Origin of the sequence: Paraburkholderia sp. J7 (genome assembly GCF_905220155.1) — a bacterium.
Lineage (GTDB): Bacteria > Pseudomonadota > Gammaproteobacteria > Burkholderiales > Burkholderiaceae > Paraburkholderia.
The window spans coordinates 30262-44769 of the sequence record NZ_CAJMYZ010000016.1 but is presented as its reverse complement, the minus strand read 5'-3'; the positions used below and the strand labels follow the sequence as shown (position 1 = coordinate 44769).

The following is a 14508-nucleotide window of genomic DNA, read 5'->3' as shown; positions in this document are numbered from 1 at the left end:
CGTCAGAACTGGAAGTAAAGAAAAGGCACCGCGCCACGCGCGACGATCAACCCGAACGACAGCAGAAAGCCCGCGAGCGGCCACCCGGCTTGCCACAGCCTTCCCAGCGACGTATCGGCCATGCGGTCCCAGCGCGATTGCCAGATCGGCAGCAGCACGCAGACAATGCCGAGCGCAGCGGCCAGCACATGCACTGGCCGCAACAGCACGAGCGTCGCGTCGCTCAGGCCAATGCCGTTCAGGCCGAATTGGCCTCGGTACATGGCGAGCGCCGCGTGAAAGCCCACCGCGCGGAACAACGTCCAGGCCAGCATGACGAACAGCATCGTCAGCACGTGCGACAGCCAGAGCGGCACGGCGGCCATGCCGGCGCGGCGCCACAGGCGCGCCACGGTCAGCGCCACACCATGCGCGACGCCCCACAGCAGGAAGTTCCAGCTATCGCCGCCGTGCCATAGGCCCGCGATGGCCATGGTCAGCAACAGGTTGCGGCAGGTTTGCCATTCGCCGTCGCGATTGCCGCCTAGCGGGATGTACAGATAGTCGCGAATCCAGCTCGACAGCGACAGGTGCCAGCGGCGCCAGAAGTCCTGAATGCTGCTCGCGAGGTACGGATGGTTGAAGTTCTCGGGAAAGCGAAAGCCCAGCATCTGCCCCAACCCGATGGCCATCGCGCTATAGCCCGCGAAATCGAAGAACAGTTGCAGCGTGTAGAAGCCGCAGCCAAGCCACGCGTCCGCCAGCGTGGGCGCGTGCATGGCGAAGACCGCATCGACGATGGGCGAAAGCGTGTCGGCCACCAGCACCTTCATGCTCATCCCCACCATGAGCCGCCGCGCGCCGGCCGCGAAAGCGTCCCAGTCGACCGTGCGCGACACCAGCTCGCGCTTGACCCAGGCGTAGCGAATGATCGGCCCGGCGATCAGGTGTACGAACATTCCCTGATAGGCGCCGTAGCGGATCACGCTGCGGTCCGCCGGCACCGTGCCGCGCTGCACGTCGATCAGATACGAAACGGACTGCAGCACGATAAACGACAGCCCGATGGGCAACACGACGTGCTGCCAGGGAATCGGTCCCGCGTGGCCCGCCGCCAGCACGCTGTCTAGGCTATCGACCACGATGTTGGCGTACTTGTACCAGCACAGGATCGCGACATTCACGACGATGAAGACCGCGAGCCAGCCACCGCGCGCACGCGGGCTCGGCGCCCTGTCGATCACCACGCCGCCGAGCCAGCCGCAGAAGGTCAGCGCAATGAACAGCAGCAGAAACACCGGGCTCCACCAGGCGTAGAAGAACCAGCTGCAAAAGAGCAGCACCGCGTTGCGCCAGCGTGCGGGCGATATGACGTAGATCGCGAGAAAAGCCGGCAGAAACAGCGTCAGGAATTCGAGGGACGCGAAGACCATGCGCTCAGCGGCTCACCGCGTCGTTCGCGAAGAAGATGCGCGACTGCGCCCCGGCCGGTACGAGGAACACCGTATAGCGCTGTCCCGCCACGAGCGTGCCCAGACTCAGCGGCTGGCCCACCGGCTGGCCGCCGCACGCCAGTTGCACCGACAGCGCGACCGGGTTGACCTGGCGGCGCTTGCCCTGCCCTGCGGCCACGCCGTCGAGCAGCACGATGTCGCGGCCAGGCACCTTCAGCGTGGGTGTGGCGCAGCGCGCATCGAGGTTGTAAAAGCCCACCGAGGCCTTGAGCGCGTTGAAGTCGTCCGGTTTTTCGCGCACCGTCACGACCTGCGAGCGCGCGCCTTTCTGCGTGCCGTCGAGCGCCACGATGCTGACGAACTCGCCGGGCTGCACGGTTGCGCTCACGTCCTGGTGGGCGCCGCCCGCCGTCAGCGTTCCGGCCACCGGCTTGCCCGCGGCGATCGGGAAAAAGTGGCTGGCCGGGCTCGCGGCATTGAGTGTCAGGCGGGCTTTCGAGCCTGCCGAGCTCACGTCCACCGGCTGCGATCCGCCGTCGACGAAACGCACGAACGACGCATCCTCCGCGGGCCCGGTTGGGTACAGCGGGATATCGGCGGCCATGGCCGGTTCAATGATGGACTGCGCGGCCAGCGCGAGGCCGGCCAGCGCGAGGCCGCGAAAAACGAAGCGCAGCGGCTGGAAAAGGACTTTTTTCATTGTTCTTCCACTCTTTCGATGTCGCGAGGCGGCGGCGCCTTACTTGTGCTGCTGCACGGCCGGCAGTTGGACCAGCGCCTTCATGATGTCCGCGCCCCAGTACTTGTAGCCGGTCGTCGTCAAATGCTGACCGTCGACCGTCGCCCATTCGCCCGGCTTCGAAAACGTGAGCGAGTCGATGTACTGGCACGGCGCGACATTGGTAGCAAGGAACGACGAGAGCTGCTTCACGCGCGCAAAGGTCTTCTGGTACTTGCCGCCCTCGGTGCCCCAGGCCGGGCCGACCCAGACGCACGCCGTCTTGCTGGCGGCCAGGTCTTGCGTGAGCGCCGTGACCTGCTGCCACGCCCAGCTCTTGGGAAAGTCGTCCTTGCCGTAACCGCCGATGGTGTCGCCTTCGACGATGATGACGAGGTTGGCCTTGTTCGCGGCGACCAGCTGATCGATCGGCTGGGTCTTCGCGTTGTGATCGACGACGAGCGGCGACTTGCCGTTACGCGTGGCCCCGCCGCAGGTGCCGGGCACCGACTTCACCCAGTCGCCCGGCGCACTGCCGCACACGCCGTAGGTATGCACCTGTGCGCCGGCGGCGATCAGCTGGTCCTGCAACGTGTCGATGAGATAACCGGGCTCGCTCAAATGGCTATCGCCAATCATGAGAATGCTGAGACCTGCAAGTACGGAAGCAAGCATGAATCTGTGACTCCTGAAAAACGATCGATCGTCGAATCGATCGGGCTACTGATCGTTGTAATGCGACTGGTAAGGCATGACCGGCATGTCCAGCGACTTCGTTTGCGGTGCGAAGCTAAAGCGCAGATACAGTCCGGCCACCCACTGGCGGTAACTGGACGCGTTGTTGGCCCCCACGGACGCGCCGCCCGTGAGGTGATTGCTGAAGCGGTATTCCGCCGCGGCCAGCAGGTTGTAGCCGATACCGGTTTTGGACTGCGCGGGATGAACCGCGCCATCGCTCAAGTCAAGGGTCGAAGCCGCCGATTCGGCCGCCGACTGCAGCGTGCTGTCGGTCGGGAAATACGGCGCGCCGGCCTCGTGGTAGTACTGCAGCCCTGCGGACCCTTGCAGCTTGTAGGTCCAGCGATCCGAGCGCTGCGCCCAGGTGACCGGCACGGTGAACGCATAGAAGCGCTGCGGACTGAAATAGCCGCCGTTGCCGTAGGTGAAGTTGTTTTCGTTGTGGCGGTAGAACTCGCCGCTCAGGTTCATGCCGACGGTCAGCATGGTGTTGGCACTGCGAAGCAGGTACCAGTACGTGCCCGCGCCGACTTCCGCGCCCTCGTTGGACTGGACGTTATGGCCGTCCAGGTACTTCAAGGAACCGTAGCCGTAGAAACCGTAGTCCTGATTGTCGAGGCCGATCGCTCCATGCAGCCCCGTGGCGGTCACGCCGCCCCAGCTCAGGCCCGAGCGCGCATCGGTCGAACCGGCGAACGACGTAATGCTGTCGGTCACGGCCCGACGCGACACGCCCGCGTTGAACCAGCCGCCGTCTTTCGCGCCGATGCTGCCCTTGAACGACGCGCCGCCGACCACATTGGTGTACTGGAAACCCAAAGGCGTCGTGCCGATGTCGAACGCCCACTTGCGCGTCTCGTAGCCCACGCCGAGACCAACGCCATAGGCGCTCTGCGCGCCGGGAGCCGCGACCGTGCCGTCTTTCTGCGCCTGCGCCGCCACCGGCCCGCCGCCGAACTGGCTGCTGCTGTAGACATCGGTGCCGAGCGTGCCGCCTTCGAGCTCGACCGGCGTCACGCGCAACGACAGCTTGCCGTTGCCGGCCGGCAGCAAGGCTTCGAGCGGCTGCTGCACGTTCGTCAGTTGCGAGGTCCCGCCGGCGCTGTTGTTCGACGCGACGAACAGGCCGCCGCGAATTTCCGGCGAACGCTCCGAGCGGATATCGTCGAGTTCGTTGCGCATGTCGTCGAGCGAAATGGCGCCCTCCTGGGGCGCGCTCGTGGCCACCGCGTCCTGCGGCGCCCGTTCGCCGATCGGCGTGCCGGCCACCGAAGGCAGCGCGGACGCACGCACCGGCGAACGCTCGCCCGCGGCCGTGGACGCCGTGGACGCCGTTGTTGACGCGAGGCCGGGCATCGTTGCCGCATCATTCGCGAGCGCGCCATCGGACACGGTGCCCGCGGTGCCTGCGGTACCTTGTGCCGCGAACGCATTGGCCGCGCTCCGGCGATTGTCGCGAGCCGCACGGCGGCGGCGATCATCGTCGTGCACGAAGGGATTGCCCGCCACATGGACACCTTGCGCCTGCACGCCGAGCCGCTGCTCCTTGGCGGCGATGGCCCTCACCAGCAGCGACTGCGCCTCGCGCGTCTTGCCCTGCATGACATAAATGCGCGCGGCGCCCGCCAGCACGTCAGGATCGTTCGGCGCCTTCGCAATGGCCTGTTTCAAGGCTGCGTCCGCCACGCCGCCCTTGCCGGCCTGCACCGCCGTCATCGCCACGCCCAGTTGCAGCCCCGGATTGTCGGGGTCGTTCGCGAGCGCCTTCCGATAGAGCGACAGCGCTTTGCCGTACTGGCCGTCGGCGGCATACATGCGCGCGAGCGCGGCGTTGGCCAGGCTGTCGTTGGGCCGTTTCGCGAGCACCGGCGCGAGCGTGTCGTAAGCCTGCGCAAGATCGCCTTGCTGGCGCTGCTGTTCGGCGAGGCGCACGGCGTACAGGTAATTCAGATCGTCGAGCTGACGGCGCTGGTCCGCGGTCAGCGTCACGGCCTGCAATCCGCGCATCACTTCCTGGGCCTGAACGTTCTGGCCGGTCTTGAGCAGCAGGCCCGCATAGGCCAGTTGCACATCGGGACCGCCGCCCTTCACGCCGCTCGTGGTCGAATCAAGCATCAGCCCGTGCATCAGGGCCATGGCGCGCGGCAAGTTCCCGGCGTCCACCCAGGCCTGGGCGAGCGCGCTCACCCGTGCCGGGTCCTTGCCCGCCGACGCTTCGAGCCGCGCCAGCATGTTGCGCGCGTCGTCGAGATTGCCGTCGCGCGCCAGTTGCGAGGCTTGCGCCGCCACCGCCTGGAAATCGATCTGCTGCGCCGTCGCGACCATGTTCGGCGTGCGCGCGGCAGCGGGGATGCGCGCCATCGTGTCCTGCGCGCGCGTCCAGTCGCCCATTTGCATCGCCAGCAGCGCGCTCGCGTAGAGGGCGTCAGGATTGTCCGGGTTCGACGCGAGCAGGCCATCGACAAGTTCACGCGCCTCGTCGGCATGGCCCTGCCTCAGTTCGAAGCGCGCCAGTTCCAGACGGAGCCACGGATTGTCGGGATCGGCGCGCTGCGCGTCTTCGAGGATGCGGTGCGCCGCGTCCAGATCGCCGCGCTGCTCTGCGGCGTCGGCACGCCCGGAAGCGACTGCCGCGCGCAGACGATCGAGGCCGCCGATGCCGGCCTGCTGCTCGGGCGACATGCCGTCGACCCACTTCTGGGCCTCGTCGGCGCGCCCCGTTGCGGCGAGGATATCGACGAGCCCGCTCACCGCTTCGCGGTTGTTCGGGTGTGCCGCCAGCACCTCCCGATAGACCTTTTCTGCATGGGCGAGATCGCCCTGCGCCGCATACAGGCGGGCCGATGCGTTGCGCCCGCCCGGTTCGGCCGGGTCCATGCGCAGCGCCTGGTCGAGCTTGCCGCGCGCGGCGGCGTAGTCGCCCACGCTTTGCGCGCCTTCGGCCTGATTCACGAGCAGCCAATAGCGCGCCGAAGCGAGCGCCTTGTTCCAGTTGGCGCCGGCGCCCGGACGCGCGACGGCGCGCGCGAGCAGCGTCTGCGCCTGCGCGAGGTCGCCCTGCTGCATGCGCACCAGACCCAGGCCGCCGAGCGCGTCGGTGTCGTTCGGTTTGTCGCGCAACACGTCGGTGAACGACTGCTCGGCGGTCGTGATGTCGCCCGCCTTGAACGCCGCGAAGCCGCGCGTGAGGCGCGGGTCCATGACCGGCACGGCGGCGGCGCCCGGCGCGCGCGGCGAGAGCAGTTGATGACGGATCTCGTCGTCATCGGGATGCAGCTTCAGATAGTCCTCGAACCACGACCGGTTCTTCGGCGTGGGCGTGACCCAGGTCAGCACGGAGCGCCAGGCTTCCGTGGCCGCGCCGCCGATGTCCGGCCGCGCGGCCAGCTTTTCCAGCAAGGCGACGCCGGCCGCGCGCTCGCGTTCGTCGCGCACCTGATGCTGGGCCAGCGCCAACAGGGTGTACGGATCGTTGGGCGTTTGCGCGTCCAGGCGCGTCAAGCCCTGAATGGCCGGGTCCACACCACCCTCCGTATAGCCGAGGAAGGTGTAGTACTCGCGCGCCACGCTGCCTTGCGGCGGCTTGCCGCCCAAGGCCTTGTCGTATTGCGCCATCGCCGCCGCCAGCGCCTTCGGGTCGTTCTGGTTGACCGCGTCCTGCGCCATCTGCCGTGCCTTGGCGAACGTGGACTTGCCGGGCTCCACGGCAAGACGCAAGTCCTGCTCGAGCAGCGGCACGTAGCGGCTGTCGGGCGCCGCGGCGCGCAGTCGTGCCAGATAGTCGTTGGCGACCGAAAACTGCTTCTTGCCGACGGCGATCGACCCCATGCCATACAGGCCTTCGGGCTGCTTCGGGTCGGTCAGCAGCAGTTTCGACCATGACTGCGCGGCCAGATCGGGCTTGTCATGCGCCTGCCAATAGCGGCCCTGCTCCAGCAGCATTCTGGAACTGGTGTCCTGCGCCCACGCGGGGTGGCTGACCGAGGTGAGCAACAAACCCAGAACACAAGCCTGGCTGCGGCTGACTAACATGAAGGTTTCCTGATTATTGTTGCGCGTGCTGCCTCGCGCGCAGCCGTTCCTCGGCCGCGGCATCGCGCCGTGCCTGACGGCGCCGCAAGGCGACGAACCCGAGCGCTGCGAGCAGCACGAGCGCGACAGCACCGAGCGCCCTGAGCAGCGAGGCCAGCGAGAGGCCGAACGAAGCCAGCCACCAGTCGAGGCCGCGCCAAAGGCCGAGATGCCCGACGTAGTAGGTGTGCTCGCCCACGAGCGAATCGACTTCCTGGCCGCGAATCGACACGAGGCTGCCCTGGATGGGCTGCTTGTCGTAGTTCGGCACGCCCAGCAGCGCCGCAACCGCATCCTTGAGACCCTCGGGCTGGTTGCTGACCAGCATGACCACGCTGCGGCCCGTTGCCTTCGGCGACTCGAAACCCGCCAGCACGGCGCTCACGCCAGGCCCTGTCCAGGCGAGCGAGAGGCGGCCAGGCGCCGTGTCGAGACGCGGGTTGGCGTGGAACCATCCGCGCACGCGGCCCGGCAGATCCGAGAGCGAGAACTGCGCGCCGTGGTCATAGGCTGCGGGCATGTACGGCGCCCAGTCCTTGAGCCACGCCTGATCGGCGCCCGTGGCGATCACGAGCAGGTCCTTCGCCGTCGGCATGGCGTCGATCCGCTGCCCGCGCAGCACGGTCACGCCGCGCGCCGGATAGCCGGTCGAGTCGCCCATGCGGCCCATCACGGCCAGGTACGTGCTGTATTCCTGCGGCCCCGCATTGGCGCCGAGCACCACGTCCGTGTCGGACAGATCGGCCATGCGCGTGAACGGGAAACCCGCCTGCGCGAAGGCGGCCAGATTCGGCATGGCGATGTAGTGCGGATAGGTCGAGAGATCGATCGTCGATTCGGGATCGATCGCGCCGCGCACGTTGTCGATGATGATGTCGCGGCACTCGCCCTGCTTGATGTAGTCGTACATGTAGCGGAACTGCAGCTGCGTGTTCGGCTGCAGGAGCGTCTCGAGCGGCACTTCCAGCTTCGCCTGGCGCGGCAGGCTGCTGTCGGGCAGCACTTCGGCACGCAGCTTGTCGCCGCCTTCGAGGCGCTCGAGCGGCAGCAGCGGGATCGACTTCATGAACTGGTCGCTGACGCTGAAGAGCAGCGACGAATTGACCATATAGGGCTGCGGTGTGTAGCGGTAATGCAGGTCGATCGGCACGTTGGGCGCGTGCCAGCCGAACAGGTCGGGCGGCACGCGCGTGCTGATGCGGATGAGGTCGGGACTGTAGCCCGACACGCTCAACTGTTTGGTGTCGATCAGTTCACCGAACGACACGGGGCGATCGGTGCGCAGCCAGCGCGGCGCGTCGTAGGGCTTGCGCGGCGCGAGATCGGCGAAATGCGTGATGAGCGCGCTTGCGCCCGACAGCGTCTGGCTACCCGTGACCAGGGCATCGGCCGCCTGCTTGAGTTCCTTGCCGTCGCGGCCCATGACGAGCAGCAGCTTGCCGTTCGCATCGTTCGGGTTGCCGACGATGGCGATGGTCGGGCCCTGCAGCGGTGCGCCCGCGAGCGCCGCCTGCTGCGCGCCCTCGACGATGACGACCGCGTTGCCCTGCGCGGGCACCGTGGAGAGCGACACCGGGAAGTCCGCGCCGCGATAGCTCGCCAGTGCGCCGAACCACGACGACACGGCGCCGGCCGCCTCCAGCGCGGCCGCGTCGGGGTTGCCTGCGAACACGACCGGCAGCGTCAGCCGGCGGATGTCCTGGCCGTCGAAGAACGGCTTCGGCAGGCGCGCCAGATCGTTGGCCTGCGCGAGCGGCTGCGTGTCGAGGCTCAGCGTGCTTTCGTTGCTGATGTTGGCCCACAGGCTCGAATGCAACGGGTCTTCGCATTGCGTGGTGTAGTGGCCGATCAGTTGCAGACGCAACTTGCTGTTCGAGGTGAACAGATACGCCGGCAGCGTAATCGTGCGCTGCAGGCTAGTGCCGGCCGTGTCCTTTGGCACCGCGATCGACGCCGCCACCTGGTCGTTCACGAGCACGTTGATGTGCGAGACATCGGGCAGCAGCGCCGGCGAATACGCATAGCGCAGGTTAAGGCGCGCACCGCTCACGACCTGATCGTCGCGCACGCCGACCGGCAGCGTATTGCTGCCGTCGACACCGCGCAGGTTGAGCGCGTATTGCGCACCCAGTTGCCGCAACGACCAGGTCACGGTCGACGATGCCGCCGACGACGATGGCGTTGCCGCTGCTGCCACGGTTGCCGCGGCGGGCTGCGCCTGTGCGTTGCTTGCGGCATTGCCGCCTGCCGCGCCCTGGGCGTGCGCCGCCGAGGCGAAGACGCAGCCGAGCAGCAATGCGGGCTGAACGATCATGCAACGCGCGAGGCGTGCCCGGGAGATAGCAGGCCGTCTTTTAAACATGAGAACCTCGTCGTCCTTCTTCACGTTGCGATGTCTGGGGGATGTCCAGGTTCAGGCGGCTCAGGGCACGCCGATGCAGCAGCACGCCGCCGAGCAGACCGATGAGCACGACGCTCACGAGCGTCGACACGAGCAGCAGCACGATGTGGCTCGCGAAGAACCACTCGACAGCGAGCCGGAACGGCAAGGACCCGATGAAATAGCTCTGATCCTTGTTCAGCGTGGTGAGGATGCCGTCGTTCACCACCACGAGGCTGCCGCCGATCGTGTCGTCGACGCGGTAATGGCGCGTTTGCAGCGCGTCCACGACCGCACTGAGCCCGCGCGGCGTATTGCCCGATACGAGCACCACGCTGCGGCCGTGCGCCAGCGGCGACTCGAACCCGGCCACCATGCCGTCGTCGTCGTCGCTGCGATAGAGCGCGGCAATATCGGCTTCGCGTCTGGCCTGCGCCTGGCCGCCGGTCAGCTTGTCCCACCACCTGGCGAACCCGTTGCCCGGCGTCGCGTCCGGCGCGAAGAACCCGCGCGGCAGCTCGCCGCGCCAGGTCGTGAGCAAGGGCTGGTTGTCGCCCGAAGCCAGCACGAGCAGATCCTTGTTGCGCAGCGTTTGAACCTGCGACGCATTGCCTACTGTCACGCCCAGCACCGGATAACCGGTGGCCTGCCCCATGCTGCCCATCAGCGTCAGATACGCGCCATAGTCGTCCGCGACCGGCTGTGCCGGCAGGATCACAGCGGTTTCGGACAGATCGGCGAGGCGCGTGAACGGAAAGCCCGCGTTGGTGAAAGCACCCAGATCGGGCATGGCCGTGTAACGCGGCAACTGCGAAATGTCGATCGTCGAAGTCGGATCAATGGCGCTCAGCAGCGGGCCGCCCGGCACGTCCTGCCATTGGTCCTTCGTCTTGACGGCTTCGTAGCGATAGTCGAATTGCAGCGTCGTCAACGGCGGCAGCAAATACGTAGGAATACGAATCACGGCATGGCCGTCCGACGCGTCGCCAGGCAGCGGCAAGGCAGCGAGCGGCGTATTGCCCGCCAGCACGTGCAGCTCCGAATGCCGGGACGCCGGGCGCGCCGTATAGCGATAGCGCAGATTCAGCACTGCACCAGCGTTGTTGAAACCGAACAGGCCCGGCGGCAGACGCAGGTCCACATCGATCGCGCCGGGGCGAAAGCCCTGGATCGTGAAACGGTCCGCCGGCAGCAGCTCGCCCAGTTCCACCGGCCGGTCGCCCGGCACCCAGTTCGGTGCGTCGAAAGGCTTGCGCGGCGCCGCGTCAACCGGGCCATCGATGCGGACCTGAGGGCCGGCCAGCGTCTTCGCGCCGAGCACCAGCGCCATCGCCGCCGTGCGCAGTTGCGGCTCGTCGCGGCCCGTGACCAGCAGCAATTTGCCGTTGGGGTCGTTGGGGTTGGACACGATCGCGAGCGCCGGACCGCTCGGGCCGTCCAGCGCGGCCGGGGCCACGCCGAGGCCCGGCAACTCGTCGCGCAGCGCCAGCACGACGGCATGGCCATGCGCGGGCAGCGCGCCGAGACTCGCGGAAAAGTGCGAGCCGCGATAACCCGCCTGCGCGCCCAGCCACGAGGCGACGATCCCCGCAGATTCGAGGCGGCCGGTTCCCGGCGTGCGCGGCATCACGATGGGCAGGCTGAGCCTGCGCACGTCGCGCACGTCGAAGAACGGTGCGGGCAGTTGCGACAGGTCGCCAGCGAGCGCTGCGGGCGCGACGGTCAGTTCGAGCGCGCTCTGCGGGCCGGCCTTCAGCCACAAGTCGGGACTCAGCGGGTCATTGCCCTGATCGCTCGCCTTGCTGTGCGCAATCAACTCGAGGTTCAGATGGTTGAACTCGGTGAGCAGCGACACCGGCAGGTCCACCGTCACTTGCGTCGACGTGCGCGGCGCAGGCTCGGGCAGCGCAATCGTCGCCCCCACCACGCTGTTGACCAGCACATTGAGGTGCGAGAGCGTGGGGAGCAGCGTGGGCGAATAGCGATAGTCGAGCACGAGCCGCGCGCTGACCACGCGCTCGTCGCGGCGCAAACCGAAGTCCATCCCGCCATACGCGTCCTCGCCGAGCAAGGTCAGCCCCTGCGCCGCGTTTTGCCGTAGTAGCGGAATGCGATAGGTATAGGTGTTGGCCGAGTCGGCGGCGGCTGGCTGCCCGGCCTCGGGCGATGCCGGCGCCGCGGACGCCACGGCCTGCGAAGCGAACGCAGGCGCCGCTGCGCCCGGCACGGCGGGCGCGGCGGGCAAACTCGCGGCCAGCGCAACGTTGGCGCCGAGCGCGAGACCGGCGAGCACCGAAGCCCACCGCGGCGCCAACCGGCGCGTGCACGCGAGCGCGCGCAAAGGCAACAAATAGGCGTGGCTCACGATTGCTTCGATCCCAACTCGTTCGCCTGCGCCTCGGCCGAGCGTGCGAAACGCTCGCGTCCGCCCATCAACAGATGGCGGGCCAACTCCTTGAGCCCGCGCATGCCGACGCCGAGCACCTCGAACAGGCTGCGCAGCGGCCGGTCGCGGCGATAGCGGCCCCAGGAGCCAATCCAGCTGTCGGCGCGCGAGAACGTCACGCGCATCAGGTCGCGTTCCTGATTGATCGTCAGGGCCGGGAAACTCACGCCCACGGTGCGGCCGCGGCACACCTGGACCTCGGCGGGGAACTTGCCCTCGTAGTCGTCGCGAAACACCGAGACCATGACGCGCTCGCCGCGCTGCGGCAGTGGCGCGTCCTCGGGCAGCACCAGTCCCAGGCCGCCTTGCGAATAGTCGCTGGTCTGGCACGTGACGCGACACCCGTTGGCCAGACGCAGCGCGGCGGGCAACTCGATCTGCACGCGCGGCGTGAGGCGAAGCTGTTTCGACTCGGCCGCCACGCCTGCCGCCGCGCTCAGGTTCATGACGTTGTAGGTCACCCAGACCAGGTTGAACAAAATACTCATCGCCTCGGGCCAGCCGGGGCTGCGGATCAATCCCGCCACACCCACCGCGAACCCGGCGAGGTTGATGAGCAGCAAGACGATATAGGGCCGCGCCATCGCCCAATCCAGGAAGGACTGCCGGATCACGCCACCTTTGGAGGTCACGTTGAAGCCGCGGCTGCCGGGACGCAGCACGGCCTGGAGCGCGGGCAGCATCACATACCACGCGAGCACCGTTTCGTAGACTTCGCTCCAGAACGAATGGCGAAAGCGTCCTTGAATGCGCGAAGCGCCGATGCTCGAAATCACGAGATGCGGGACGACGTAGGCCAGCACCATGAGCGCCGACGCGTGAAAGACGTGCGCGCCGAAGAACAGGTAGGCCATGGGCGTGATCAGAAACACGATGCGCGGCAGCCCGAAGAAGAAGTGCATCATCGCGCTCAGGTAGCACAGGCGCTGTGGAATCGTCAGCCCCGAGATCAACAGCGGATTGAACTGGCGGAAGATTTCCGCCATGCCGCGCGCCCAGCGAATGCGTTGGCCGATGTGCCGGCCCAGGCTCTCGGTGGCGAGACCCGCCGCCTGCGGAATGGCGAGGTAGCCCGTGTTGTAGCCCTTCATGCTCATCTTGAGCGCGGTGAGCGCGTCTTCCGTGACGCTTTCGGTCGCCACGCCGCCGACCTCGTTGAGCGCGGAGCGTCGCAGCACCGCGCAGGAACCGCAGAAAAACGCGGCGTTCCAGAGATCGTTGCCGTTTTGCAGCACGCCATAGAACAGGTCGCCCTCGTTGGGCACCTTCCGGTAGGTTTCGAGGTTGCGCTCGAACGGATCGGGCGAATAGAACACGTGCGGCGTCTGCACCATCGCCATCTTCGGATCTTTCAGGAACCAGCCCATGCAGACCTGCAGAAACGAGCGCGTGGTGACGTGGTCGCAGTCGAACACGGCGATGAACTCGCCGCTCGTCTTCGGCAGCGCCGCGTTGAGGTTGCCCGCTTTGGCATGCGCGTTGTCGGGCCGCGTCAGATAGTCCACGCCGGCCTGTTCGCAGAATGCGCGGAATTCGTCACGACGGCCGTCGTCGAGCAGGTAGACGCGCAACTTGTCGGCCGGCCAGTCGAGCAGCGTCGCGGCCAGCACCGACTGCCGCACCACTTCGAGCGGTTCGTTGTAGGTGGGGATATACACGTCCACCGTGGGCCACGTCGAGGTATCGGCGGGCAGCGGCGCAGGCCGTCGATGCAGCGGCCAGAGCGTCTGGAAGTAGCTGCACAACAGCATGAGCACCGCGTAGCCTTCGGCTAGCAGCAGCAGATAACCGAAGGTCCTGTCCAGCGAGTTGGTGAAGGACAGCGTCTGCGTGACGCGCCAGTACAGGTAGCGCAACGAGATGAACACCGACAACGCCACCAGCGACACCGTGAGCACACGGCCGCGAATGCGGCTCAGCGCAAGCGCCACACCCATGCAAAGGATGGCGAACACCCACTGTTTCGACAGCGCGAGGTGCACCGTCATGGCGGACGTGAACAGCAGCACGGCCACCAGCGTTACGAGCACGCGCGACCAGCGCGACGCGAGCAGCGACGCCCCCACTTCCAGCAGTGTGTCGTCCCAGTCTCCCGCATCGTCGCTTTGTCCCGCACCGGCGGGTGGTCGTTGCGGCTGCATCGATTTGCGTTTGAAGATCATGGCGCCCCGCGTGCTGCGACATCGGCGCGAGGCTCATTGCGTTCCATGAGGCGCGCAAACACACTGCTCAGCGCGGCAGACTGCTGCACGGCGACGACAGGCTCGGGCGTAAGTTGAACGACAGGCTGCTCGGGTTCAGCCTGATCAACCGGGGGAGGTTCTGAAGCGGCAGCGGAAATGGTGCACGCGACCGGCTGCGGCGGCTGGGGCGCGTCGGGTGACGTATCGGGCGTGGCGGCCGTTTCGCGCGTATCGGCCGTATCGACCGTTTCGTGAGTATCGGGAATATCGGCCGTATCGGGCGTGGCGGCCGCAGCGGGAACTTCGGCCGAATCGGCGGCGCCGCCCTGCAGCGCCATTGGCGCGGGCGCGACGGTATCCGGCTCCGCCGCGTTCAGCGTGGACCAGCGCCCACGCAGGCCTTGCATCTGCTCCGCCCTTTCCACTTCCTGGTACTGAAAAGGGCTTGCGTTCGCTACCTCGAAAAGATTCGCAATGTCCGATGCACTGCTCATGCCCCGACCCCGTAGTATTCGTTGTGCCGTCTACGAAGGCGCGTG

8 protein-coding genes are annotated in these 14508 nt (G+C 67.2%); all 8 read right to left on the bottom strand.

Going from position 1 to position 14508, the window contains the following annotated elements:
- Positions 1-2: 2 nt before the first annotated feature.
- From U5A58_RS24770 to bcsR, 8 genes are read right to left on the bottom strand one after another with little or no spacing between them, the layout of a single operon-like run.
- A complete protein-coding gene (locus U5A58_RS24770; RefSeq protein ID WP_321963442.1) occupies positions 3-1412 on the bottom strand; it encodes an MBOAT family protein in 1410 nt (469 codons plus the stop codon).
- Between the two features lie 4 nt (positions 1413-1416).
- On the bottom strand, positions 1417-2133 hold the full coding sequence (locus U5A58_RS24765; protein WP_321963441.1) for a cell division protein FtsQ: 717 nt from the start codon (positions 2131-2133) through the stop codon (positions 1417-1419).
- Positions 2134-2172: 39 nt separating this feature from the next.
- Positions 2173-2826 (bottom strand): SGNH/GDSL hydrolase family protein, encoded by a 654-nt coding sequence (locus U5A58_RS24760; RefSeq protein WP_321945741.1) that lies wholly within the window; start codon positions 2824-2826, stop codon positions 2173-2175.
- 45 nt (positions 2827-2871) lie between these two features.
- Positions 2872-6921 carry a cellulose biosynthesis protein BcsC gene (locus U5A58_RS24755; RefSeq protein WP_321963440.1) on the bottom strand — a complete coding sequence of 1350 codons (4050 nt, stop codon included), beginning with the start codon at positions 6919-6921 and terminating at the stop codon, positions 2872-2874.
- Positions 6922-6934: 13 nt separating this feature from the next.
- Positions 6935-9274, bottom strand: a complete 2340-nt coding sequence (gene bcsB, locus U5A58_RS24750) for a cellulose biosynthesis cyclic di-GMP-binding regulatory protein BcsB (protein WP_321963439.1) — start codon at positions 9272-9274, stop codon at positions 6935-6937.
- A 40-nt stretch (positions 9275-9314) separates the two neighbouring features.
- Complete coding sequence (gene bcsB, locus U5A58_RS24745; protein ID WP_321963438.1) at positions 9315-11705, bottom strand: cellulose biosynthesis cyclic di-GMP-binding regulatory protein BcsB; 2391 nt, start codon at positions 11703-11705, stop codon at positions 9315-9317.
- The gene (gene bcsA / locus U5A58_RS24740) at positions 11702-13948 is read right to left on the bottom strand and encodes a UDP-forming cellulose synthase catalytic subunit (RefSeq protein WP_321963437.1); all 2247 of its coding nucleotides are present in this window, start codon (positions 13946-13948) and stop codon (positions 11702-11704) included. The genes bcsB (U5A58_RS24745) and bcsA overlap by 4 nt, the downstream gene beginning before the upstream one ends.
- A complete protein-coding gene (gene bcsR / locus U5A58_RS24735; RefSeq protein WP_321963436.1) occupies positions 13945-14463 on the bottom strand; it encodes a BcsR/BcsP family cellulose biosynthesis protein in 519 nt (172 codons plus the stop codon). The genes bcsA and bcsR overlap by 4 nt, the downstream gene beginning before the upstream one ends.
- Between the last annotated feature and the right edge of the window lie 45 nt (positions 14464-14508).